This window comes from Neobacillus camarae, from assembly GCF_054950115.1.
This window is the reverse complement of record NZ_JBUCKX010000003.1, coordinates 349,003-371,995: the sequence shown is the minus strand read 5'-3', so window position 1 is coordinate 371,995 and position 22,993 is coordinate 349,003. Positions and strand designations below refer to the sequence as shown.

Annotated in this window: 22 protein-coding genes and 1 pseudogene; 20 read left to right on the top strand and 3 right to left on the bottom strand. The window is 41.6% G+C overall.

The genetic code is table 11. The features are described from left to right. Positions 1-132 precede the first annotated feature (132 nt). The gene (locus ACY8D0_RS17020; protein ID WP_462411712.1) at positions 133-939 is read left to right on the top strand and encodes an EcsC family protein; all 807 of its coding nucleotides are present in this window, start codon (positions 133-135) and stop codon (positions 937-939) included. A 29-nt stretch (positions 940-968) separates the two neighbouring features. Here the strand turns inward: ACY8D0_RS17020 and ACY8D0_RS17015 are convergent, their stop codons facing one another. Further along, entirely contained in the window at positions 969-1,838 is an 870-nt protein-coding gene (locus ACY8D0_RS17015) for a hypothetical protein (protein WP_462411711.1), read from the bottom strand. A gap of 180 nt (positions 1,839-2,018) precedes the next feature. On the opposite strand from ACY8D0_RS17015, the gene ACY8D0_RS17010 reads away from it, so the two are divergent. After that, positions 2,019-2,639, top strand: a complete 621-nt coding sequence (locus tag ACY8D0_RS17010) for a DUF3298 and DUF4163 domain-containing protein (protein ID WP_462411710.1) — start codon at positions 2,019-2,021, stop codon at positions 2,637-2,639. Positions 2,640-2,777: 138 nt separating this feature from the next. On the opposite strand, the gene ACY8D0_RS17005 is transcribed toward ACY8D0_RS17010, so the two are convergent. Then, positions 2,778-3,560, bottom strand: coding sequence for a Cof-type HAD-IIB family hydrolase (locus ACY8D0_RS17005; protein WP_462411709.1), 783 nt, complete (start codon positions 3,558-3,560; stop codon positions 2,778-2,780). A gap of 253 nt (positions 3,561-3,813) precedes the next feature. Between ACY8D0_RS17005 and ACY8D0_RS17000 the strand changes: the two genes are divergently transcribed. The 12 genes from ACY8D0_RS17000 to rfbC all read left to right on the top strand — a co-directional run bounded on the left by ACY8D0_RS17000 (position 3,814) and on the right by rfbC (position 16,732). Beyond that, a complete protein-coding gene (locus tag ACY8D0_RS17000) occupies positions 3,814-4,950 on the top strand; it encodes a hypothetical protein (RefSeq protein WP_462411708.1) in 1,137 nt (378 codons plus the stop codon). Positions 4,951-4,956: 6 nt separating this feature from the next. Beyond that, on the top strand, positions 4,957-6,999 hold the full coding sequence (locus ACY8D0_RS16995; protein ID WP_462411707.1) for an McrB family protein: 2,043 nt from the start codon (positions 4,957-4,959) through the stop codon (positions 6,997-6,999). Further along, positions 6,983-8,785, top strand: coding sequence for a DUF2357 domain-containing protein (locus ACY8D0_RS16990; protein WP_462411706.1), 1,803 nt, complete (start codon positions 6,983-6,985; stop codon positions 8,783-8,785). Before ACY8D0_RS16995 ends, ACY8D0_RS16990 begins: the two co-directional genes overlap by 17 nt. Positions 8,786-8,971: 186 nt before the next feature. After that, positions 8,972-9,796, top strand: a complete 825-nt coding sequence (locus ACY8D0_RS16985) for a CPBP family intramembrane glutamic endopeptidase (protein ID WP_462411705.1) — start codon at positions 8,972-8,974, stop codon at positions 9,794-9,796. 236 nt (positions 9,797-10,032) lie between these two features. Next, entirely contained in the window at positions 10,033-10,905 is an 873-nt protein-coding gene (locus ACY8D0_RS16980; RefSeq protein WP_462411704.1) for an efflux RND transporter periplasmic adaptor subunit, read from the top strand. An 11-nt stretch (positions 10,906-10,916) separates the two neighbouring features. Further along, positions 10,917-11,594 (top strand): ABC transporter ATP-binding protein, encoded by a 678-nt coding sequence (locus ACY8D0_RS16975; RefSeq protein WP_462412487.1) that lies wholly within the window; start codon positions 10,917-10,919, stop codon positions 11,592-11,594. After that, the gene (locus ACY8D0_RS16970; protein WP_462411703.1) at positions 11,587-12,759 is read left to right on the top strand and encodes an ABC transporter permease; all 1,173 of its coding nucleotides are present in this window, start codon (positions 11,587-11,589) and stop codon (positions 12,757-12,759) included. The genes ACY8D0_RS16975 and ACY8D0_RS16970 overlap by 8 nt, the downstream gene beginning before the upstream one ends. A gap of 81 nt (positions 12,760-12,840) precedes the next feature. After that, positions 12,841-13,161, top strand: a complete 321-nt coding sequence (locus ACY8D0_RS16965) for a hypothetical protein (RefSeq protein ID WP_462411702.1) — start codon at positions 12,841-12,843, stop codon at positions 13,159-13,161. A 186-nt stretch (positions 13,162-13,347) separates the two neighbouring features. Beyond that, positions 13,348-14,127, top strand: a complete 780-nt coding sequence (gene rfbF / locus ACY8D0_RS16960) for a glucose-1-phosphate cytidylyltransferase (protein ID WP_462411701.1) — start codon at positions 13,348-13,350, stop codon at positions 14,125-14,127. A 14-nt stretch (positions 14,128-14,141) separates the two neighbouring features. Beyond that, positions 14,142-15,233: a CDP-glucose 4,6-dehydratase gene (gene rfbG, locus ACY8D0_RS16955; protein ID WP_462411700.1), complete on the top strand. Its 1,092-nt coding sequence runs from the start codon at positions 14,142-14,144 to the stop codon at positions 15,231-15,233. Positions 15,234-15,237: 4 nt separating this feature from the next. Beyond that, a complete protein-coding gene (locus tag ACY8D0_RS16950; protein ID WP_462411699.1) occupies positions 15,238-16,173 on the top strand; it encodes an NAD-dependent epimerase/dehydratase family protein in 936 nt (311 codons plus the stop codon). After that, the gene (gene rfbC, locus ACY8D0_RS16945; protein WP_462411698.1) at positions 16,163-16,732 is read left to right on the top strand and encodes a dTDP-4-dehydrorhamnose 3,5-epimerase; all 570 of its coding nucleotides are present in this window, start codon (positions 16,163-16,165) and stop codon (positions 16,730-16,732) included. The genes ACY8D0_RS16950 and rfbC overlap by 11 nt, the downstream gene beginning before the upstream one ends. Before the next feature lie 104 nt (positions 16,733-16,836). Here rfbC and ACY8D0_RS16940 read toward each other — a convergent pair whose 3' ends face one another. Then, a complete protein-coding gene (locus ACY8D0_RS16940; RefSeq protein ID WP_462411697.1) occupies positions 16,837-17,607 on the bottom strand; it encodes a glycosyltransferase family 8 protein in 771 nt (256 codons plus the stop codon). A gap of 261 nt (positions 17,608-17,868) precedes the next feature. Here ACY8D0_RS16940 and ACY8D0_RS16935 point away from each other — a divergent pair, with 261 nt between their 5' ends. From ACY8D0_RS16935 to ACY8D0_RS16910, 6 genes and pseudogenes are all read left to right on the top strand, one after another. Then, the gene (locus tag ACY8D0_RS16935) at positions 17,869-18,603 is read left to right on the top strand and encodes a gamma-glutamyl-gamma-aminobutyrate hydrolase family protein (RefSeq protein WP_462411696.1); all 735 of its coding nucleotides are present in this window, start codon (positions 17,869-17,871) and stop codon (positions 18,601-18,603) included. Positions 18,604-18,616: 13 nt separating this feature from the next. Further along, positions 18,617-18,952: a hypothetical protein gene (locus tag ACY8D0_RS16930; protein WP_462411695.1), complete on the top strand. Its 336-nt coding sequence runs from the start codon at positions 18,617-18,619 to the stop codon at positions 18,950-18,952. 74 nt (positions 18,953-19,026) lie between these two features. After that, positions 19,027-19,681 (top strand): annotated as a pseudogene (locus tag ACY8D0_RS16925) (SGNH/GDSL hydrolase family protein). Positions 19,682-19,826: 145 nt separating this feature from the next. Continuing rightward, positions 19,827-20,330, top strand: coding sequence for a DinB family protein (locus ACY8D0_RS16920; RefSeq protein ID WP_462411694.1), 504 nt, complete (start codon positions 19,827-19,829; stop codon positions 20,328-20,330). Between the two features lie 267 nt (positions 20,331-20,597). Next, positions 20,598-22,124, top strand: coding sequence for a cation:proton antiporter (locus ACY8D0_RS16915; protein WP_462412486.1), 1,527 nt, complete (start codon positions 20,598-20,600; stop codon positions 22,122-22,124). A gap of 207 nt (positions 22,125-22,331) precedes the next feature. Further along, complete coding sequence (locus ACY8D0_RS16910) at positions 22,332-22,817, top strand: nitroreductase family protein (RefSeq protein WP_462411693.1); 486 nt, start codon at positions 22,332-22,334, stop codon at positions 22,815-22,817. The last annotated feature ends 176 nt before the right edge of the window (positions 22,818-22,993 follow it).

Sequence of the window (22,993 nt, the reverse complement as noted above, 5' to 3'; positions counted from 1 at the left end):
AGGAGACCGTTTTTTAAACAGGTTCCCGGGTCAGTCTTTTTTTCGGCAATTTGTATAAACTACCATTGTGTGAAACCTTTTTTAATATAAAGCGTATGTTTATTATAACGAGACATTGAAGGTGGCATTGTGATGGAGTCAAAAGAACAACTAATAGAAGAACTTGCAGCCATTGAAAAGTGGGAAAAAGATCAAGGGCATTTATGGATTTGGGAACGGCTTGGACGCTTGCCATTTAAACTTCTTGATAAAATTACGCCTCAATTCATCCACGACAAAGTAGGAGCCTTACTAGAGGAAATAGGCTCTTACATTCAAACGGGAGGAAGATACTTGATGAAAAAAGAAAGTATCTTTGCGATGATTGAAAAAGAGACGGGGAATCCGATTGTAGAAATGTCTGACATCAAGGGTATTCCCTTAACCACTATGGAAAAATTAAGCAAGGAACTAGCTGGCCAAAGGAAGAAGTTTGCCACCATCCAAGGGGCTAGCACAGGTATCGGCGGACTTTTTACGCTGGCCATTGATATCCCGGCCATTATGGCGATTTCATTAAAAACATTGCAGGAAATTGCCGTGATCCATGGATATGATCCAAATGAAAAAAGTGAGCGAGTGTTCATCATCAAATGCTTGCAATTTTCATCCTCTGACATTGTGGGCAAAAAGGCAATTTTGTATGAGCTTTCCCATTTTTATGAACAGGGAAGCCGGTCTAATGAAATGGTATCCCAGCTGCAGGGCTGGCGTGAGGTGGTTTTTACCTATCGAGATCAGTTTGGCTGGAAGAAGCTTTTTCAAATGGTACCGGTTGCTGGGATGATTTTCGGGGCATTCACCAATCGATCAATGGTTAACGACCTGGCCGAAGCCGGCATGATGCTTTATCGAAAGAGGAGAGTGCTGGAAAGGTTAGGCCAAGCAACATCATCGTAAGTCAAAAAATGAGAAGGACAATTTCTCTCCTATCGGATCGGATTTTCTTTTTCACTTGCGGGGGCCATTGGATAAAAGGTGCGAATGCTTTTTCCATCAGGACTCATAAACAATTCCAGCCTAAATGGTGAATGATTGATGAGAATTTCTTCAGGAACATCTTTATGCCTCAGGGCACGGACGGTCCCCAATGCCAAAAGTCCCTCCGCACTGATTCCTGTAAAAAAGGCACAGTGATTTTTCCCGACTTTAGAATAGCGCCTTTTACGATAGTCGAAAGCCTGCAAACGGTAACCGAGAGTGACCACATAAGGCGCCCCCTTTTGTTCCCCAAAATATTCACATTTTAAGTCAATTTGGTCTTGGGCGTGTTTGTTTGAATCGGCACTATCTTCCAGCCAGTACTTATACCAAAAATGGTGTCCTTCCAGCCTTCGCTGTTTTTGTTCACCGATAAACACATGCTCAAAGCCAGATAAGTCCTTTCCGGATTCGCTGTCATACTGGCGGAACCACAGGTCATGTAAATGTCTATACCACTGCATGTCGGTGAACCGTTTGTTGTTTTTCTCCTCAATATAGTTTTTGGCCATTTTGACTGGAGGGGAATCAATCGCCATCTGCAAAAATTCTTTCACTTCGTTAGATTCGGCTGTGGTGTTTTTTTCTCTGCCATAATGGTTTAAGTTATAGTTATCAAAGAGCTGCTCCACTAATTGGTAGCTCTGTTTTTTTCGGTCAGGGATCACCACTTCTTTAAAAACCCGGTGTTCAGGGCTGAAACACTCCAAATCAACGATCACATATCCTTCATCCTGATTTCCACAATCGGCGGCTGTAATGGGCCGGATTCCGTTCCCCGTCATATCTGCTTCCCAAATGGCACGATAAATATCCATTCCAACATCACCTAACAAACAGAGAATAAATTCCAAGTATGTACAGTCTGCATGATTGGATACAAAAATATACCTAACACCAAATATTGATCGTGTAAACTAAGGGGTTCATTCAGCTGGTGGCACATATTTTTGCCTGTAAAATAAAATGGGTTAAATGGATTTTGAGGAAGGATGCAAATGCCTAATACATTACCACTAAACATAAGAACGGTGATGCTGAAAGATGGTCCGAAAAAAACCGTTTACTATCCGCAGGTAACTGGTGCACATAATCATAACTTGGAGCAATTTATCAACCGGACAATTATCCAACAGACCGAAACGTTGATTCATCAACAAACAGGGGAGATGCCCACCACAGTCGAGGAGATGCTGGGAACTTACGAAATCAAAAACAATCAACGGCACGTTCTCAGCTTATCCCTTTCGAATTATACGTACCATTATCATGCCGCCCACGGTATGACGTATATAAAGTCCCTTACATTTGACCTGCAAAAAGGGAAGCATTGTGAGTTGAAAGACTTGTTTAAGAGGGACAGCCAGTACGTGCAGAAACTTTCAGAGATTATTAGCGAACAAATCATACAGTGCAATATTTTTCTACTTCAAGATTTCACAGGCATTAAGCCCAATCAAGACTTCTATATGGCAGACAAAGCCCTTGTAATCTATTTTCAGCTGTATGAGATGACTCCTTATGCATTTGGCTTCCCCATGTTTCCAATCTCTGTTTATAACCTGCAGGACATATTGGATGAACAAGGCCCGTTGGGGCGCATGGCTGTAAATGGATAAGGAAAGGTAATTTTCGGGTTGGGGAGTATATTATAAAAAAAGAAACGATAAAAAAGCTTGTAGAAAATAGGATTCTACAAGCTTCTTGGCCAAATAGGGAAGTTTAACTTTCAATCGGGTATAAGGATGCTGTACCCTTTAAATTAACCCAAGTTTCTTTAATCCATAATAGACACCGTCTTCTTCTGCAGGGAGTGTTACCATATCGGCAGCCTGTTTCACTTTCTCGCGGGCAGAACCCATGGCGACGCCCATGCCGACCAAAGATAGCATTTCCATGTCATTTAAGCCATCACCGAATGCAACCGCCTCGTCCGGGGCAATGCCAAGGGTTGCTAACAGTTTGGTGATGCCTACGGATTTATTCGACTTGGACATGTTTACATCGCAGGTTTTAGCTTCAGTGGATGTCCACCTTCTGAAATCCAGTTCGGGGATATCTAATTCATAGGATTTTTCTTCATCTGTATCACAATGGAGGAACAATTGATAGATATCTTGGTCCATCCAGTATCCTTGAGGGGCCACTTCCGGGCGCCAGGTATTGTGCCGATACGCTTGAACCAAATAGGGATGGCTTAAATCAGTGGCAGTAAAACTACTGCCGCTTAAAAAAGTCAGCGGGTGATCATTTGCATTAGACAAAAGCATCAATCTTTCTAACAGGCTCTTTTCAATCGGATTCCGATAAATTTGTTGACCATCATGAACCGCATAGGCTCCATTAAAAAAGACCAATGAGTCCACTCCGGTCTCCTGAACAATCGATTCAGAAAAATAAGGGGCCCTCCCCGTAGCAATCATAACATTCATCCGTTTATCCTTTAACCGCGAGATTGCCTGCTTAGTAGCATCACTAACCGTCTTCCCATGCGGCAAAATCGTTCCGTCAATATCTAAAATGACAACTTTATAACCCATAAAACACACTCCCAAATAACATAAAACAATCACTGTATCACCTAGTATAACACAAAAATGGCCACAAAAGGGGGCCTGTCCCCCGGTAAGGTAACGCATTAAAGCGCTGGGGGACAGGCCCCCAGCACTTTAATGCGTTGCAGGGTTGTTATATTTATAAAATTTTTATTTGTAAAAAAGGGTCGAATGAGGGCGATTTTTTAGTAGAATAGAAGGGTAACGTTTTATTTAGTAGGGTGGGAGTGGATGAAGGATGGAGAAGGAAATTTGGAAGTGGATTCTTGAGAATTTTTCGGATGAGGCGATTGCAAATATCGGGCAGAATCTTGGTATTAAGGTGCCGGGGTTTAGGCAGATCAATCACCAGCAAAAAAAGTTTAAGATGTTAAGGCCAAAGTTGATTCAAGAGGCGGTACATCCCAAAAATTCGGTCATGCTCAAAGATTTCTTTAATACGATTGCCGAAGGGGCGGACGGTTTAGCCGAGTGGCGGGGAAAAACCATCGAGGAGCTACTTCAAAGTGCCGGAGAGGATATTCCCCCGTCGATGCTGTTAAGCGTGCTGCTGTCCAGCGAAAACGAGGAAGATATCCAAAAAGGCCATGAGATTTTTACCAAGCTTAAAGAAGAAGAGAAATTGGACCTTCTTGAACGTCAAGCAGAAGAGAATCAGGAAGAAGAAGACAACCCATCAGAAATGGATAACGAACAATTGAAACAGCTGCAAGATGAGTTAAATCAGTCACAGCAGAAAATTGCGAATCTTGAGAAGAAAGTCAAAAGATCAGAACAAAAAAACGATGAATTAAAGGAAAAAGCCACTACGGCCCATGCTGCTTTTGAGAAGGAAAAAAAGCAGTGGAAAGAAGAGAGAAAAACCCTTTCCCAAGAAATGCAAACGCTTAAGGAAGAATATGGGAAGGTAAAGAATAAATTGGCAGAGGTCTCTCCTGAACTGGAAACTCTGCAGAAAAAAATGGATCAACAGACTGTCTCTATAAAACACAAGGACGACGAAATCGCCAGATTAAATGCTTTGCTGCTCAAACTCAGAACCGAACAGGAGCGGCCTTCGATAGAACCAAATACAGATAACACTCAGCCAGCCGCGATACAGGAGGCTCATGATAAAATCACTGTTGCAATTATTGGCGACCCCATGAACACCCGGGTACAAAAGTATAAGAAATATGATTTAACCATCATTGAAGCAACGGAAATCCATGAAGAAAGAACGAACGAGGTCCTCAACCGTGCTGAACAAATTTGGTTATTAACGTATAAAACACCAAGAGGGATCCAAAAGCGGGTCAAGACGTTAGTAAAAGAAAAGCCAATCCAAGAGTTTGCGACATTTATAGATTTAGAGAATTTTATGATGAAGGGGTAAAGAACAATGAATAAATCATGGAATATAGATTTAGTCGGTGAGCTGGCTGATGAGGAATATGTACTGAATACAATGGACAAACAAGCGGTCTATATCAATAGCCAGAATGTCATCCAGTTTTATGTGAAAATTATTTCGGAAGTTCCAGACAGTTTTCCTCATAACAATCTCGTGATTTGTTATGGGACCGATCTCGAAAAATGGGGCTTTGAAGACAATTACCATGCACACCCAATCGACCGGATTCGGTCGTTGAACCATTTCCTGCGCGATAATCTGGTGGTGTTCAAACCGCAGCGGAAAATTCTATTTGACCATTCAGAGGTTTATGTTGGACGGGAATTAAGCCTGTTGCCCAAATCGGAAAGCTACAATGGCAAAATAAAGTTAATCCCGATGCCGGTTTTCAGCGAGGACGAGCACGGCAATTCCTATACCGAATTTGTTGAAAGATTGCAAAACAAGAAATACGTTGGCAGAATTGACGCGATTTCCAACGAACCCAATGATACACCGGAATTCATTCTGTGGAAAAATGGGGAATTTGACTATGTGATGTTTGGGGAATTCGCCGGCCATAATTATGCCCATGGAGGCTTTGCCTTCACGGCAAAAAAGCCAATCAGGTCGGCGCTGTTCCAGCCTGATTGGTTGGACGATTGTTACGAAAACGAAAACATTCTGTACGTCCCTGAAGAAATCCACATGTATATATCCGGAAGTATTTCCGCTGCGGAACCAATGTACGCGCCAGCAGAACTGCCGAAGGATACGCAGGAGGCGTTGAATCAAACAGCGACAGGAACCGGTGTGTTGGAAACTCCTCCGACCGCGGCAAAAAAGAACCCGCCAGTTCCAGTTCCAGCTTATGAATCGGCTGCCGAGAAGGAGACCGAATCACAGCTCCCAAGTGATCATGAATTAACCGAAGAAAAATTAATGGAACGGTTTATCCAGATTACCCGGGAACAAGGATTACTCTACGGAGTGAAAGATTTATATAATTTCCATACAGCCATGAAGTCTTCTAATTTGGTCATTTTGGCAGGGATGAGCGGAACTGGAAAATCCAAACTGGTCCAAGCCTATGGGAAAGTGCTCGGGCTATATGACAATTACCAAATGACATTTATCCCGGTTCGGCCTTCATGGACCGATGACGCCGATTTGATTGGCTACGCTGATACCTTGCATATGGTATACCGGCCGGGGGATTCGGGAATTATCAATGCCTTGTTGAGCGCCAAAGATAACAAAAAGAAGCTTCATATTATCTGCCTGGACGAAATGAATCTGGCCAAAATCGAGCACTATTTCTCCCAATTTCTTTCTGTTCTAGAAATGGAGTCGGGTCCAAGAAGAGTTTTAAAGCTATACAATGAGGACTTGGAAAACAGGCTGTACAATTCAGCCCAATACCCGCCGGTCATTCCTATCGGCGACAATGTCATCTTTGTTGGAACAGTCAATCTGGATGAATCAACGTACCATTTTTCGGATAAAGTTTTAGACCGTGCCAATGTGATTTCTTTATCCGTTCTTCCGTTTGGGAGCCTAAGAACGCTCACTGAAGAGGTGCAAATTGCGGCAGAGGAAAAACGAAACCCAGTGAAAAGGGAATCCTTTACCTTCGAACTTTACGACAGTTTTAGAAACAACAGCCAAGAAATTCAAATGAATGAACTAGAATTATCTGTACTGTGGGAAGTTCACGAGGAACTGCAGAAAATCAACAAAAACTCAGGAGTTGGCCCAAGGGTTGTCCGGCAAATTGACATGTATCTGAAAAATTTGCCAAACACACCAATCTTGTCAAGAAAAGAAGCATTTGACCTTCAGGTGGTACAACGGGTGTTGACAAAAGTCAGGGGACCGGAAGAACAGCTGAAAAATTTCCTGGGAAGTTATGATAGCAGGACAGAAAACATAAACGACAGCATCCTCGTGGACATTCTCGACCGGTATGAAGAGGTTTCCGATTTTTATGAAACAAGAAACGTGCTGATCCAGAAGACGAAAGAGTTGAAAATAAATGGCTATACCCTCTAACGGCTTTGAAGTCATTTTTTTACAAAAGCGAGGCGATCAAACGGTTTATATCCCGGTTGAAACTTTTTTCACCAATGAGTTTGATTTTTACGATAAAAGGGAACAAGTGTATTCGGAAATCAAAGAAAATATCGGTGCGGGTCTAATTTTTCAGTCGGAAAAGGAAGAAGCTCGCTTGTTTTTGGATGGGTTGGATACTCTTCCGGGGAGAATGCTAAAAATCGACCCCGAAGAAGGGGATGTGTATCTGTCCCCTTCGGAACGCCCGGTGACCTTATTTGACCATTCACAGGAGTACTATCCCTTGATTCCCGGGTTCTACAGACTTGCCGTTGTAGTGGATGGGCAGCGTTTTTACAGTTGGGTTAAGGTTGTACCGAAACAGCTTGATGAAAACCAATACGAGACCATGAAGGAAGAAGTGGAAAAAGAATGGAGCGGGCTTGCCCGTGACCTGATTTTTAGAAAAACTGGCTTGAACGCCGGACTGGATGGAATCCCACAGGGTCTGTTAAAGCAGTTTTTTATCATTAACAACCACTTCTCTTCCATCATGGCCGCCCTGAGCGATTTGTACAGAAAAGTAAACTATCAAATTAAGAAGGATTACCGGCTGGCATCCAAGGATAAATACAGGGTCATCGATGAAAAAACGATCCGGCACATTGTCAGCCATCCGGAAGATGAGTATTATTTAATGACACCTGTCAGTGTGGTCAGCTATGATTTGCCGGAGAACCGTCTCTTGAAGAAAATCATTGAATCCATCTCACAAACCTTGAGGGATTTCCATGAAGCGATAGAAAAAGTGGAGAAATTGAACCACGGAAACAACCTGTTCCGGACGACCGTGGAAAGTGAAAAGGCAAAAGTCAATGTCAAGATGCTTGGAGAAGAAGCGGGAAAAATTAGAGGGGCAATCCAATGGATACAAACAGCCCCGTGGTATGCAGAGGTTGGTGAATACCAATCGGCAGCCCATCCCCATGCCATGAACAGTGACCCGCGATACCGTTCCCTTAATCAGCTGTATCGGGAAATGAAAGCTGAGCAATCCCGTCAGGCTGATCAAGCGTATGCCTATCAGTGGAAACGGACGGATAAATTGTATGAAATCTGGGGCTACATCCAATTCATTAAGGCACTTTCAGAGGACGGGATGGGATTTACACCGGAATCAGGATGGATTTATAGTGCCGATCCAACGGAAGACAACCAGTTAATCCCGACTTTGCCCGCCAATACGGAAGTGGTGTTTAGGAAAGACAATGTCCGGATTTCCTTGGTATATGAAGCCCTTTTACCGACTCAAAGCAAGCTTACATCCAAGGAAAACCCTTTATATACCCGCGGCACTCATACCTGTCCGGATGGCCGGCTCGATGTGTACATGGATGAAATTTTTATTGGAACGATCATCTTTGATTTCAAATACAGGCCAAGAAGTGCAATTTGGGATCAAACCCAAATCCAAAGCAACCAGCAGACCGGGGTAATGATGCAAATGGTCAGCTATGGTGATAATCCCCATTCTCCTTATCTCTATGGGGTAAAGGGCAGTCATTTGTTCAGCCAAAATAGTCCTGTTCAAGAAGTTTGGGCGGTGTATCCAAACCGTTATGGGGCCGCAAATGTCCATGAATATCCCGATCATAAATTAAGTGTAATTGGTTTGACTCCAGGTCAGGAGAATACTCATTTTGCTGAAAGAATCAAAACATCGTTGGAGAAAATCATAAACCGGGGCAGCATGATATTGGATTTACTCGGTAAAATAGGAGTTTAGCATACAAACTAAGAAAAGCTTGCAGAACACGTGTCTGCAAGCTTTTTTTTATTGGTTCATGGATTAAAATATGACTAACCAAAAGGATGGCTATTACCTTTATATGACTTTTCGGCACTATGTGACCTGACGTAAAAATCCTAAAATGAATGCAAATCCAATAATCCATTAGGAGTGAAGTTTACAATGAAAAGAAATTATTTGCGGGTTGCTGTTCTTTGTTTTATTCAGATTGCCATCCTGGCTGTGCTGATGCTGGGTGGGTTGCACAAGTATATTGAATCCTCCAACACGTACATTTTTGCGTTAAGTACCATTTTCGGAAGTTTACTGTCCATTGGTGCCACATGGCTTTTTTATAAGTTGGTTGATAAAAAACAGCTGAAAACCATGAACCTGAAACTGGATCGTAAACAAGTTCAATTCACGATTTTATCGTTACTATTAACGGTTGGGTTATCCTTTCTCGTCACGGTGCTCATGACAAATGGCGGATTCCTTGCCTCCCGTTTTAATAGTGATTTTTCCTCTAATATAAACGTTATTCCAATGTTTTTGATTTCTGCGGTGGCATGGTTTCTAGTGGGATTTAATGAAGAAATCATGTATCGGGGCTATATGGTAGCCAATCTAAAGCATTTGCCGGTTTCCAAACTGTTTTTGATATCGAGCCTGTTTTTTGCGGTTTCCCATGTTTTTGTTGATGGGCTTAATCCGGTCATGTTGGGTGTGACCCTAAGCGCCGCCATTACCTTAATGTATGTCTATTTAAAAACAGGGTCTCTGATGACTGCTGTCATTCCGCATCTTATCTATGATTTTTTAACAAGGCAACTGATTGCCGATACTGATATCAGCATTATGGTCATTGAGGGAACCCCGAGTGACTTATACTATGCGGCCCTCCATGTGGTGTTTTTAGCGATTCAAATCATTTTGGTGAAAGTGATGTATAAGCAAAAATTAGCTGCTGGTTATTTAAAATTAAGGAATGCCACACAATCGGTTTAATACGATAAACAGGGAGTGCTGCTACCGGAACAACGGCAAAGGCACTCTTTTTGTGTTTAAGTTTTGGCCGGGGTAACACCATTTAATAACCTGCAAAATCCTGCGGTGCCTCCCCGAATTCCTGCGGTGGTTCTCCAAATCTGTGCGGTTTGGAAAAAAGCCAAAAGCCGTACAATGAAATCAGTTAATACATCAGGCAGCATTTACCTTAAAAAATACTTTTGGAGGTTAGTACAATGAGTAAACCAAAAAAGAAAAGCAAAAAGAAGATTGTCATCTGGACAATTGTCGGCATGATTACAGTGGTGGTCGGCACGGGTTTTATTTTTACCCCAAAAGGGATGAATGAGTTTGAAAAAGAAAAAGCCGTAACCACCGACATTACCACTTACTACAGTTTCTCAGGCACGGTTGAAGCAAAAAACAGGAGGACCGTCACGAGCGAGGAAGCCGCACAGATTAAGGAAGTAAAAGTAAAATCGGGCGACCAAGTAAAAGAGGGCGATGTCTTGTTGGTCACGAAAATGAATAAAAAAATCAAGGCGACAATGGACGGAGAAATTACCAAAGTGTATGCCGAGAAAAACGCCCAGATACTGGCCGGAGCCCAGCTCGTGGATATTGTCAATTACTCCGTGCTGCAGACCACCATCAAGGTCGATGAGTATGATCTTCCTTACTTAAACACAGGCCAAGAGGTGAATGTGGCTATCAATGCACTGGAGAAAGAGATAAAAGGAACCGTTGCCTCTATTTCCAAAGAGGCGGTAAACGAAAATGGAGTTTCCTATTTCACTGCAACAATTGACCTGCCTCAAGACGAAGCCATTAAAGTGGGAATGAGTGCAGAAGCAAAAATTTTAAAACAGGACGCCAAAGGAATCACCACCCTTCCGATGAAAGCCATCCAATTTGACAGTAAAAATAAGCCTTATGTTCTCATCCCGACCGATAAAGGAATGCCTTCCAAGCAATATGTTCAAACCGGTATCAGTGACGGAATCATCGTGGAAATACAAGCTGGAGTCGAAGATGGGGATGTTGTCATGATTTCAACAAAAGAAGATACCAGTTCTGAAGCATCTATGATGCATGGAGGCGTTGAATAATGGGGGAACAAATACTGAAAATGACCGGCATCATGAAAACATACCACATGGGTGATGAAGAACAGGTTGTACTAGATCACATCAATTTGATGGTCGAGCGGGGGGATTTTGTGGCCATCCTCGGACCATCCGGTTCAGGGAAATCAACGCTGATGAATATGATTGGCTGTTTGGATACACCAACAAGCGGGGAATATTTCTTATCCCAACAAAAAGTGGATGAACTGGATGAAGCAGAACTGGCGGCGATACGGAATAAGGAAGTCGGGTTTGTGTTTCAGCAATTCCAGCTCCTTCCCAGGCTTACTGCCATTCAAAATGTCGAGCTTCCACTTATCTATACGGGAGTGCCTGAAAAGAAGCGAAAACAAAGGGCGAGGGAAATGCTTGAAAGGGTGGGCCTAGGGGAAAAAATCGACCATCGCCCCAACCAGCTTTCCGGCGGGCAGCAGCAGCGGGTCGCCATCGCAAGGGCGATGGTCACAGAGCCAACAATCTTGCTGGCAGATGAACCAACGGGAGCACTTGACCAGAAAACAGGCCAGCAAATTATGGAGCTGTTCCATGATCTCCATAAGGAAGGAAGAACGATTATCATGATCACCCATGATAACGAAATCGCCAAAAATGCCAGCCGGATTGTCCGCATTTTAGACGGCAAACTGAGGGAGGAGTTGGCATATGTTTAAGGAAAATCTTAAAATGTCCTGGAGAAATTTAGTCCATAATAAAATGCGTTCTTTCCTGACCATGTTGGGGATTGTCATTGGGGTTTCCTCCATCATTGCCTTAATTACCATTGTACAAGCGACGATGAATGGAATGACAAGTGAGTTCTCATCGTTCGGGACTGATAAAATTACCGTTCAAGCGACCGGAACACCTTTGAAACAAGGCTTAATTGATAGTGATATCCAAAGATTATCGGAAATTGCCGATGTTGCCGGCGTTTCCCCGACGCTCACTGGCAATACCACCGTGGTTTACAAGAGTAGCGAAAAAACCGGTGTGTCTGTACAGGGGAAAAATGATGTGTATTTTACCAAAACAGAGGATCTCATTGAAACAGGAAGGGGTCTCAATATATTGGATATCGAAAATGAAAACAAAGTGTGCCTCATTGGTTCCGATATTGCAGATGAATTATTTTGGGGAGAAGACCCGATTGGGAAAAAGTTGCGGGTCGCTGGTGTCACCTACACGGTGGTCGGGACATTAAAAGAGTCCAGCAGCTTTTCGGGGGCTTCCAATAACGATGCCGTCATTATTCCTTATACTACGGCCACGGCCATTCTTGGAACAGGTTACATGAATAGCGTGGATATTTATATGAGTGATTCCAATCAAGCGGAACATATCACCAGTGACATTGAGGCGGTATTAAACCAGTCTTTTAACTACAAAAAGGACAGTTTCACCATTATTAATATGGAAGATATGTTATCTTCGATTAATAAAATCACCACCATGCTGTCCTATATGCTCGGTGGAATTGCCTCGATATCCCTTGTGGTTGGCGGCATTGGGATTATGAACATGATGCTGGTTTCCGTCACGGAGAGAACGACGGAAATTGGGCTGAGGAAAGCGCTTGGGGCAGAACCAAAAAGAATCCAGCAGCAGTTTTTGCTGGAAGCCGTTTTCTTATCCCTGTTTGGCGGAACCATTGGTTTGTTGCTGGGTGCATTCATTGCCTTTGTTGTCTGTACCCTGATTGGTTCTACTTTTGCCTTATCATTTTCTACCGTCCTATTGGCTTTTGGGTTTTCTGCTGCAATTGGCATCATTTTCGGAATTGCCCCGGCGAGAAAAGCCTCCAGACTGAATCCGATTGATGCGTTGCGGAGTATCTAAAACCACTGGAAATAGCTTGTGATAAATGTATTGTTTTTGGAAAAACTATCCACTAGTGTAGTAACAGGGGGTAGGTAAGCCTTGAAAATATTTGAACTAAAATCGGGCACCAAAGTACTGGTCGATGAGACGAAAATAGTCATTGAAAGAACCGGCGGTAAAAGTGCGGTAAAAGGATTGCCTGCAGGAAGAACGATGGATCAGATGACGATAAAAACGTCGGCGTTAACTGGATTGATCTTTTTCGCTGATTATTTAGTCATCTGTGCTTCAGGACTCCCAGTGCCGAATGATTTTAAACTAACGAGTGTAGGTGAAATAAAGCAGTATCCGAATTGTTTTGTCGGGAAGGAACATGAATTAGAAGAGTTGTACCAGTATCTAAATGGATTTATCCAATAGGCAGGAGCAGCGCCGGTTCTTTGAATTGGCGCTGTTATTTTTTGAAAATAAGGAGAATCAGACGGCTAATTAAGCGACCCCAAACCAAATTAATCATTTAGTCTAAATCAGTTTGTTGAGTTAAACATAATATACATTATAGTTTGTTTCCTAGCTTTCTAAAAATGAAATACAAGGAGAGATCATATGAAAGTCGTAATTCTGGCGGGGGGATTTGGGACAAGAATTAGTGAAGAGTCTCACTTAATACCAAAGCCTATGATTGAAATTGGGACAAAGCCAATTTTATGGCATATCATGAAGATTTATGCAAAATATGGTTTTAATGAGTTTGTCATTTGTTTAGGGTACAAAGGGAAGGCAATCAAGGATTATTTTTTAAATTACTTTCTTTATCATTCTGATTTAACAGTTGATTACCAGCAAGGGAACCAAATGCAAATTCATTCACATGACGCGGAGCCTTGGAAAATTACATTGATTGATACCGGTTTAGAGACAATGACTGGCGGGAGAATTAAAAGAATAAGAGATTATGTTGATAACAACACATTTATGTTAACTTATGGCGATGGAGTCGCTGATATTGATATAACGGAGCTGCTTAATTTCCATAAAAGCCACCAAAAGATTGCGACTGTTACAGCTGTACAACCTCCCGGGAGATTCGGTGCTTTAACAATTAATGATAATCACGAAGTAGGAAGTTTTAAAGAAAAGATGATAGGTGATGGAAGATGGATTAATGGTGGGTTCTTTGTGCTAGAACCCGAAGTATTCAATTATATCGAAGGAGACCACACGGTTTTTGAAGAACAGCCATTAATGCAGCTTGCAGAGCAAAATCAACTAATGGCCTATAAACATACCGGCTTTTGGCATCCGATGGATACGTTAAAAGATAAAAAATATTTAGAATCTCTGTGGGGATCAGGAAAAGCTGGTTGGAAAATTTGGGATGAGTAAAGGGGGGAAAAGATTTGGTAACGAGAGATTTTTGGGAAGGGAAAAAGGTTTTTATCACTGGCCACACAGGTTTTAAGGGCACATGGTTAGGTATCTGGCTGCATTCTTTAGGTGCTAAAATAACAGGTTATTCATTAACTCCTCCCACCAATCCCAGTTTATTCGAGATTAGCAAAATTGAAGATGATATTACATCAAAAATTGGCGATATTCGAAATCGTGAAACATTATACTCCGCAATATCTGCATCTGATCCAGACATCATTTTTCATATGGCCGCGCAGCCCTTAGTAAGGCTCTCATACGATGAACCCATTGCCACATTCGAAACCAATGTAATTGGAACGGTAAACCTATTCGAATCTGTTCGGAACTTACCGAATAATAAGAAAAGAGCCATTGTAAACATCACTACCGATAAGTGCTATGAAAATAAAGAATGGCCATGGGGCTATCGGGAAAACGATTCACTAGGTGGGTATGATCCGTACTCCAATAGCAAAGCATGTGCAGAGCTAGTCACTTCTTGTTACCGCATGTCGTTTTTCAATGATGAAACAAATAAGGACAACCAGATTTCCCTTGCATCGGTTAGGGCAGGAAACGTGATAGGGGGAGGCGATTGGGCAAAAGATCGTCTCTTGCCGGATTTTTTTAGAGCCGCATTAAGAGGGGAGAGTTTAACAATCAGAAACCCTCAAGCTACCCGGCCATGGCAGCATGTTTTAGAGCCTTTAAGCGGATATATGTTATTGGCTGAAAAGCTGTTTAAGGAAGGTTCTAAATATGCAGAGTCATGGAACTTTGGTCCAAATGAAGAAAATGTTAAATCGGTTGTATGGGTGATGAATGACTTATGTAATAAATGGGGCGGAAACAACACTTATCAAATTGAAAAAAACAAGCAGCCCCACGAAGCTAATCTTCTAAAATTAGATTGTTCAAAAGCGAAAAGTAAACTGGGATGGTATCCTAAATGGAATTTGTCCACATCCCTTGATAAAGTAATTGAATGGTTTCAGGCCTACAAAGCAGAAGAAGATATGAGACAAGTATGCCTAAAGCAAATTAATGAATTTTGCAATGATAAGAGTTTAGAGGTTTAAAGTGATGAGAAAGGTAATCATTACAGGTGCAAACGGGTTTATTGGCAGTGCGCTTGCAAATTATCTTGCCAATAAAGGTGTACGGGTTTTCGCGATTGTTAGAAATAAGGATTCTAATATCGATAGAATCAATAAACAGGAGAACATCGAAATCGTTTATTGTGAATTAAGCCGAATAAAAGAACTGCCTAGTCTTATCCTAGAAAAGGATTTTGATGCATTCTATCATTTCGCATGGAGCGGAGTTTCTGATCACCAAAAAAACGTTTATCCCTCACAAATAAACAACATCCATACTACATGTGATTGTGTGGAAGTTTGTAATGCTATGAACTGTCAATCCTTTATTTTTGCATCAAGTCTATGGGAATATGAATGCTTGGCAACCATGAAAGCGGAAGAACCTGTTAAATTATCATCTCTATATTCGAGTGCAAAAATAGCCGCTCATTTTATGGGCCGTACCTTATGCAATCATTATGGCATAAGATTTATGGCTGGCATCATCACGAATGCATACGGAGTTGGTGAGACCTCGGACCGACTGGTTATTTCAACGATAAGAAAACTACTGAATAAGGAAGAAACAGCCTTCACTTCATCGACCCAAACCTATGATTTTATCTATATTGAGGATACCGCAGAAGCATTTTACCAAATGGGGTTAAACGGGAAGAATAATAAATCATATTATATCGGGAGCATGAATCCACGGCCATTAAAGGAGTTTCTGCTCATTATTAAAGATTGTATGGATAAAGATATTGAATTAGGAATCGGCAAACTGCCGCAAAACGGGATTCATTTAGATTATTCTATTTTTGACCTCTATGCATTGAAAAAAGATACAGGATTTGCACCGAAGACGACATTTGAAGACGGGATCCATAAAACAGTTAATTGGCTTAAATCCCAAAGAGGTGAGATTCTTGAACAATAAATATGAATTCTTCCCGACACCAATTGAAGGAGTTTTACTTATTAACCCTTTCACGGCAAGGGATGAAAGGGGTTTTGTAAAAAAAACATATGAAAAGGAAATTTTTTTGGAAAATCAAGTCGTTTTTAATCCCGTTGAAGAAATGGAAACCACGTCCAAAAAGGGTGTTATCAGAGGACTGCATTTTCAAACAAAATTCCCTCAAGCAAAATTAGTTCGCTGTGTAAGGGGAAAATTACTCGATGTTGTGGTGGATTTAAGAAGGAAATCCCCAACCTTCGGGAAAAGTTTTTCCACTATCCTCTCCTCTGAAAATAGGCAAATGCTATATGTTCCTAAAGGTTTTGCACACGGGTGCCTAATATTACAAGATGATACTACTTTCTACTACCTCAGTGACAATCCGTATTATCCTGAATACGATTCAGGAATTGTGTGGAACGATCCAGATTTAGGAATTAACTGGAATGTAGAACCTGAAGACAAGATTATTTTGTCTGAGAAGGATAAAAAACTTCCTTCATTACAAGATTTCCTAAAAAAACATAGTGGTTTTTGATTGAGAATCCCTCTTGCTTAATAAATAAAAACTGGTCTAATACCAAATGTATTAGACCAGTTTATTTTTCTGTTAATCTAACAGTACGGTTACTGAGAATTTGCCTACCAATCCAGCTCCTGTTTATATTTTAAATAGTATTCTCCCATAATATGGTATTCGTTCCAAGGCTTTATATCTGAGTTATAATGGATTATAGCAGGTTTTTCAATGAGAATATTTGCGTAATGGTGGTGACTGCAATAATTCCACTTAATATCTAAAGGAAGGCATTTATCGGTAAGAATAGCATTTAACCCATCCTGGTCTAGCCAAAATATTTTCTTATCATTATCCCGCATAAACTTAAGTACCGTGCTGGAAATATCGTTTTCTCTCCATTTTTTTACGTTAACCAGCAGTACCCCAGCATTAAAATAAATGGCATCTTCAGGAATGTAGAGGTGTTCTACATACTTCCCATAAAGTTCTTCAACGGCACCTACCAAATAACTCCCTAAATCTGTATTCCAAAGTTCGGTTACATCCTGTTCAAAAATAAGATCCCCGTCTAAAATAATCGCTTTTTCTATACTGGAGTCTAATAACTCAGGGGCAATAATGCGAAAGAAAGTTTCCTTTGTAAAATGATGGTGTAATTTAAAACCATCAAAAAGCGATTTCTTATCGGAAATGTTTAAAAATTTTATTTCCCCGTTAAATTTCTCAACAAGCTGGGTAAGTTTTATTTTATTTTCTTCCGATATATCACTGTCAATAATATTAATCACGATTTCTTGAGTTGAAACTTTATTCTTAAGCAATGAATAGAGCATAACTGCTAGATGCTTTGCAAACTCATCACTGCTTATTGTCACTATTTGTATCGGCTCCATAATTGATGGCCTCCCTTTGGGCAAATATTTTTTACTGTCCAACACCTTATTCTATGATAGTTAATTAAGAGTTGATTGGGTAAACGAATAGCCAAAAGACGAGCTTTTGTTCAAACTTTAAGTTAATAGATATTGGGTTTGTTTGAAGTAGGTATATCACTATGTTTGACGCCAGAAAAGTGGTATATTTTGATTATATTTTGTTAGAATCAATAGTTTAATATTCTAATATCGTGATAACTGAAGCAAGGAGACAATGAGATGAGTAAGAAGAAACCGGTAATTGGCATTACAGGTGCTTATGTAAACCATAACCAGTTCATGGAAGGTGTCTATGTGCACCATGATTATCATAAGAGCGTGGCAGCAAATGGGGGAATACCGATTGTCCTGCCTTATATCAACCCCGAATTGGCAATAGAGACCTTAGCTTTTTGTGACGGTATCATTCTAAGTGGGGGAGAAGACGTGGACCCACTTTTTTTTGGCCAAGACCCCCATCCTCAATTAGGGCCGCTTACACCGGAACGGGATTTGACGGAGATGGCGATTGCCCGATTTGCCCTGGATAACGATATTCCGCTTTTGGCCATTTGCCGGGGAATCCAGATTTTGAATGTTGCGCTCGGCGGTACATTAATACAGGATATTCCCAGCCAAGTGAAAGAATCGATTCAGCATTCACAGAAGATTGATCGAAGCCGTGATACCCATTGGGTGACTTTGGTAAAAGATAGCCGACTATTTCAAGTGCTTGGTTCTGAGAAAGTAAGAGTCAATAGCCTGCACCATCAAGCAATCGACCGGGTTGCCAACGATTTGCGGATTGTCGCCCAGTCATCTGATGGAATTGTAGAGGCAGTGGAATATATAAAGCCGTCCACCTTTACAATCGGAGTACAATGGCATCCGGAATCGATGGCCAGGGCAAACCAGGCCATGAACCAATTGTTTGCGGAATTTATCAAAAGCAGCACAAAGATCCCCGTATTGTAGGATTTATACATTGGTGAACAAATGGAAAAAGGACGCCGGTTCCCAATCAAAAATGGCCCATCCTCGAATGAAAAGGATGGGCTTCTTTAGGGATGATTTTTTTGATGCAAAAATTGAAAAGCTGAAGAGCGAACAAGGACCCGGCATGGGTGCTGCAATGTTGGCAGCATACGGCTGCAGCTGGTTTTTATCGCTTAAAGAATGTGCCCAGGTTTTTATTCAAACGTCCAAAACCTATTATCCGATTCCGAAAAATGTGGAAGCCTATAAAAATTTATTTGAAATTTATAAAAAAGTTCAAGTACAAACAAAGGAATTAAATGAGCAATTAAGAAAATATAGAAGGTAGGAATGAGAAGCCTCTGAGTTACGTTAACTTGGCGGCTTCCATTTATTTATTTTGCTAAATTGGGAGGGATACGATTGAAATTAGAAAAAGGGCAAAAACTGTTGTTTATGGGGGATTCAATTACCGATTGCGAACGGGTGAGACCGGCAGGGGAGGGATTGTTCGGCGCGCTCGGCAAAGGGTATGTATCTTATGGAGGGGCTGCTTCAGGCGGTTTATCCGGAACTGGGCATCCGTGTGGTCAATAAGGGCAATAGCGGCAACACTGTCCGGGACCTGAAAAACAGATGGCAAGAGGATGTCATCCAGCAAAAGCCCGATTGGTTATCGATTATGATTGGGATTAATGATGTATGGCGCCAATACGACACACCTTACATAAAAGAAGGACATGTCTATATCGAGGAGTACGAGGACACGCTCCGCAATCTGGTGATCGAGACCAAGCCACTGGTGAAGGAAATCGTCCTTATGACTCCATATTATTTGGAAAGGAACGAACAGGATTTAATGCGGCATACCATGGACCAATATGGACGTGTTGTTAAAAAAATTGCAGAAGAGAATGGTTGTTTATTAGTCGATACGCAGGCCGCTTTTAATGTGGTATTAAAAGACCTATATGCCGCCACCTTGGCGTGGGACCGTGTCCATCCAAGCGCTGCAGGACATATGGTTCTGGCGCGGGCCTTCCTTAAAGAAATCGACTTTGATTGGAACCGGTCTTAATTTTTAAATGAATTCACATTGTAAAAGAATAGAAAATTACCTTTTAATAACAAGGTGAAAGTTCCATACTATGAAAGGGACATGAGGGATTATCTTTTGATGGCCTTACTAAGGAAAATTTTTATTTAATACAGGAGGAAAAACAATGTTTACATCCATTTCTGAATTCATGGAAGAATGGAATCAAGAAGCCTTTTCAACACAGAATGTATTAGATGCACTATCGAATGAATCCTTGCATCAACAGGTATCATCGGATAACCGTACGTTAGGGAGGATTGCCTGGCATATCGTAACCAGTACTCCAGGGATGCTGATGGAGTTTGGACTCGAGGTTCCGCCAGTCGAAAACTCTGAAAACGTTCCAGCATCGGCAAAGGATATTGCTGGAACGTTTAGAAGAGTGTGTTCCGATACCGTCCACGCAGTCAAACAACAATGGAAGGACGAAACATTGAACGAAACCGTCAATGCTTTCGGAAGAACGATGACAAGGGCAGCCACTCTTTCACTGCTTATCAAACACATTATCCACCATCGTGGGCAAATGACCGTCCTTATGCGCCAAGCAGGAATAAGGGTCCCAGGCGTTTATGGCCCGGCAAGAGAAGAATGGGCTCAAATCGGGATGGATGCGCCATCTGTATAACAAAAATCATTTGAGCAAGGAAATCCGGCACCGTCATGATGGCGGTGTCATATTTTTTGAACCTCGAACGGGGGTCTGTCCCCCAGTGTAATAACGCGGTAAAGCGGCGGGGGACAGGCCCCCAGCCAGTTAACGCGGTGAAGCAGTGGGGGATAGGCCCCACTTATTTTTACTAGATAATTGGTAAATGATAAGGGGAAAGGGGGGGAATAAGTGACGGGTAAGTTAGATTTACATTTTGTATTTGAGCTTGGTCTTTTGTTGGTTATGATGGCTGCTATGGTTACGGCGATTGCGAAAAAGTTGAATCGTCCTTATCCGATTGCTTTGGTGATTGTAGGTGCAATTATTGGGGCGGTTCCTATCCCTGTATTGGATCCTTTAAAGGACTTTATTACAGAAGGGGAAGTTTTTAACTTTGTCATCATTACATTGTTTTTACCAGCCCTGTTAGGGGAAGCCGCTCTGAAACTCCCTTATACCCATTTAGAGGAGAACAGAGGACCAATTCTGCTACTTGCTTTCGTTGGAACGCTTCTATCCTTCCTTATTGTTGGCCTTGCCATGGTATGGTTTTTGGGTTTTTCTGCCCCAACAGCATTTGTTTTTGCCTCGTTAATGAGTGCAACCGACCCGGTTAGTGTCCTGTCAATTTTTAAAAGCGTGGGGGTCAACAGACGGTTGGCCACCGTCATTGAAGGGGAAAGCTTGTTTAATGATGGACTGGCGGTCGTCTTTTTTAACATATCCGCCTTTTATTTACTTACATACATAGATTTAGGGCTCGCCGGTATTGGTTATGGTTTGTGGGAGTTTATCAAGGTAATTTCTCTTGGCCTCATCATCGGGGGCGCACTTGGCTTTGGCTTCTCGCAACTCACTAAATATTTTGATGACTATCCGCTGGAAATCATCTTCAGCTTGATCTTGTTTTATGGTTCCTTTCTGTTAGCAGAAACGGTGCATGCGTCCGGTGTCATTGCTGTAGTGGTGTCTGCCTTGGTTTTAGGAAACTACGGTGCCAAAATAGGAATGAGTCCAACGACAAAATTAAACATTAATAACTTTTGGGATGTTGCCGCCCTGCTGGCCAACTCCGTTGTATTCCTGATGGTCGGTTTAGAGATTACCAGAATCAACATGACAGGTAAGTGGGTATTGGTTTTAGCTTCCATCATAATTGTGCTTCTGGCCAGAAGCCTTTCTGTTTATTTGAGCCTATTGTTCATGGGGAATTTTCCAACCAGTTGGAAACATGTAATCAACTGGGGTGGATTAAAAGGATCCCTGTCAATCGCTCTCGTGTTAAGCCTGCCTCGTGATTTTGCGGACAGGGAGGAATTGTTAATCTTGGCATTTTGCGTCGTGTTGTTCTCCTTAATCATCCAAGGTCTTACCATCAAACCGCTTCTTGCATTGTTAGGTGTAAATAAAAAGGAATCAACCCTTAAGGAATACGAGAAGATAATCGCCCGTGGGCACCGGTTCGAAACAGCAATAGCAGAGATACAAACTGTTCGAAAAAGACTGTTCATCACGGAATCAATTTCCCATGAGCTTGTTGAAAAGTATGAGCAGGAACTGGCCAGGCAAAAAAACAAAATCAATGAACTTTTAAAGAAATATCCTGACCTAAAACAGCAACAACAATTGACATTAGAAAAACATGCATTATACGCACAGCACGAAACGATTGAAAAATTAGTGAAGGATGATATTATTGCAAATGAGGTGGCCGAACAAGAGCAGGATGAAATTATTAAGAAGTTGGTTCAATTAGAAGAGAGGCATTAAAGCAAGAAACTTGTAAATAGAATACTAATGGGAAACTGATAAAAACTCCTTCAAGGCGGCATTTCTTTTTTTATCCTAAGTTAGCTTCTAAACTTGTACGGACCGATAATTGTAGTCTAAACTATGATTAACGCGGCATTCTAATTGGGGATGTTTCGGTAATGTTTCATAAATACAGTAAAAAAAACAAAGGTTGGAGGAGAGCACTTGGATATCTTAGAAATTATTAATACCCGTCGCAATATAAAGGTTTTCAAGACGGAGCCTGTTGACCCTGGTATGCTTCAAATATGGCTGCAAGCTGCCGCAATGGCTCCTAACCATCGCATGACCGAACCTTGGGAAGTTTATTTGATTGGTCCGGAGACGAGAGCCAAGTTAAACCATAAAACAAATTTTGGAAATGCTCCCGTTGTATTAGCGGTGCTGTCTAAGCATGGTAAGACGGATATTGAAACAGAGGAAAACGGCTTGGCTACAGCCTGTTTCGTTCAGAACTTCAATTTAGCTGCTTGGAATGAAGGCGTGGGTACCTACTGGTCTTCTATGGGAGGAAATCCAAAAAATCGTGAAATTCTTGGGGTTCCAGATGAATATGATGTCATTGGAGTCTTGGGTGTTGGTTATCCGGAAGTGATACCAGAAATCAAGCAACGCACCCCCATCCAACAAAAATGTAAGCAGCTCCCATAGGAATTCCATCCTAAAAGCATGGAGTAATTAAAAAAGTACCCAATTTGAGCACCGCATCACTTATTGTTGAACACATCCCAACAATCGGTGGTGCGTTTTCTTATGGAGAAAAATGAATATGTCTCCCTGCCTAACAAGTTAATCATATTATCCCTTCATTTGGAGACCTTACATCA

Excerpts from the sequence above, each read along its gene's own strand:
- ACY8D0_RS17020 (WP_462411712.1), top strand. The coding sequence starts at position 133 with ATGGAGTCAAAAGAACAACTAATAGAAGAACTTGCAGCCATTGAAAAG.
- ACY8D0_RS17015 (WP_462411711.1), bottom strand. The coding sequence starts at position 1,838 with ATGGATATTTATCGTGCCATTTGGGAAGCAGATATGACGGGGAACGGA.
- ACY8D0_RS17010 (WP_462411710.1), top strand. The coding sequence starts at position 2,019 with ATGCCTAATACATTACCACTAAACATAAGAACGGTGATGCTGAAAGAT.
- ACY8D0_RS17005 (WP_462411709.1), bottom strand. The coding sequence starts at position 3,560 with ATGGGTTATAAAGTTGTCATTTTAGATATTGACGGAACGATTTTGCCG.
- ACY8D0_RS17000 (WP_462411708.1), top strand. The coding sequence starts at position 3,814 with ATGGAGAAGGAAATTTGGAAGTGGATTCTTGAGAATTTTTCGGATGAG.
- ACY8D0_RS16995 (WP_462411707.1), top strand. The coding sequence starts at position 4,957 with ATGAATAAATCATGGAATATAGATTTAGTCGGTGAGCTGGCTGATGAG.
- ACY8D0_RS16990 (WP_462411706.1), top strand. The coding sequence starts at position 6,983 with ATGGCTATACCCTCTAACGGCTTTGAAGTCATTTTTTTACAAAAGCGA.
- ACY8D0_RS16985 (WP_462411705.1), top strand. The coding sequence starts at position 8,972 with ATGAAAAGAAATTATTTGCGGGTTGCTGTTCTTTGTTTTATTCAGATT.
- ACY8D0_RS16980 (WP_462411704.1), top strand. The coding sequence starts at position 10,033 with ATGAGTAAACCAAAAAAGAAAAGCAAAAAGAAGATTGTCATCTGGACA.
- ACY8D0_RS16970 (WP_462411703.1), top strand. The coding sequence starts at position 11,587 with ATGTTTAAGGAAAATCTTAAAATGTCCTGGAGAAATTTAGTCCATAAT.
- rfbF (WP_462411701.1), top strand. The coding sequence starts at position 13,348 with ATGAAAGTCGTAATTCTGGCGGGGGGATTTGGGACAAGAATTAGTGAA.
- ACY8D0_RS16950 (WP_462411699.1), top strand. The coding sequence starts at position 15,238 with ATGAGAAAGGTAATCATTACAGGTGCAAACGGGTTTATTGGCAGTGCG.
- ACY8D0_RS16940 (WP_462411697.1), bottom strand. The coding sequence starts at position 17,607 with ATGGAGCCGATACAAATAGTGACAATAAGCAGTGATGAGTTTGCAAAG.
- ACY8D0_RS16935 (WP_462411696.1), top strand. The coding sequence starts at position 17,869 with ATGAGTAAGAAGAAACCGGTAATTGGCATTACAGGTGCTTATGTAAAC.
- ACY8D0_RS16920 (WP_462411694.1), top strand. The coding sequence starts at position 19,827 with ATGTTTACATCCATTTCTGAATTCATGGAAGAATGGAATCAAGAAGCC.
- ACY8D0_RS16915 (WP_462412486.1), top strand. The coding sequence starts at position 20,598 with ATGATGGCTGCTATGGTTACGGCGATTGCGAAAAAGTTGAATCGTCCT.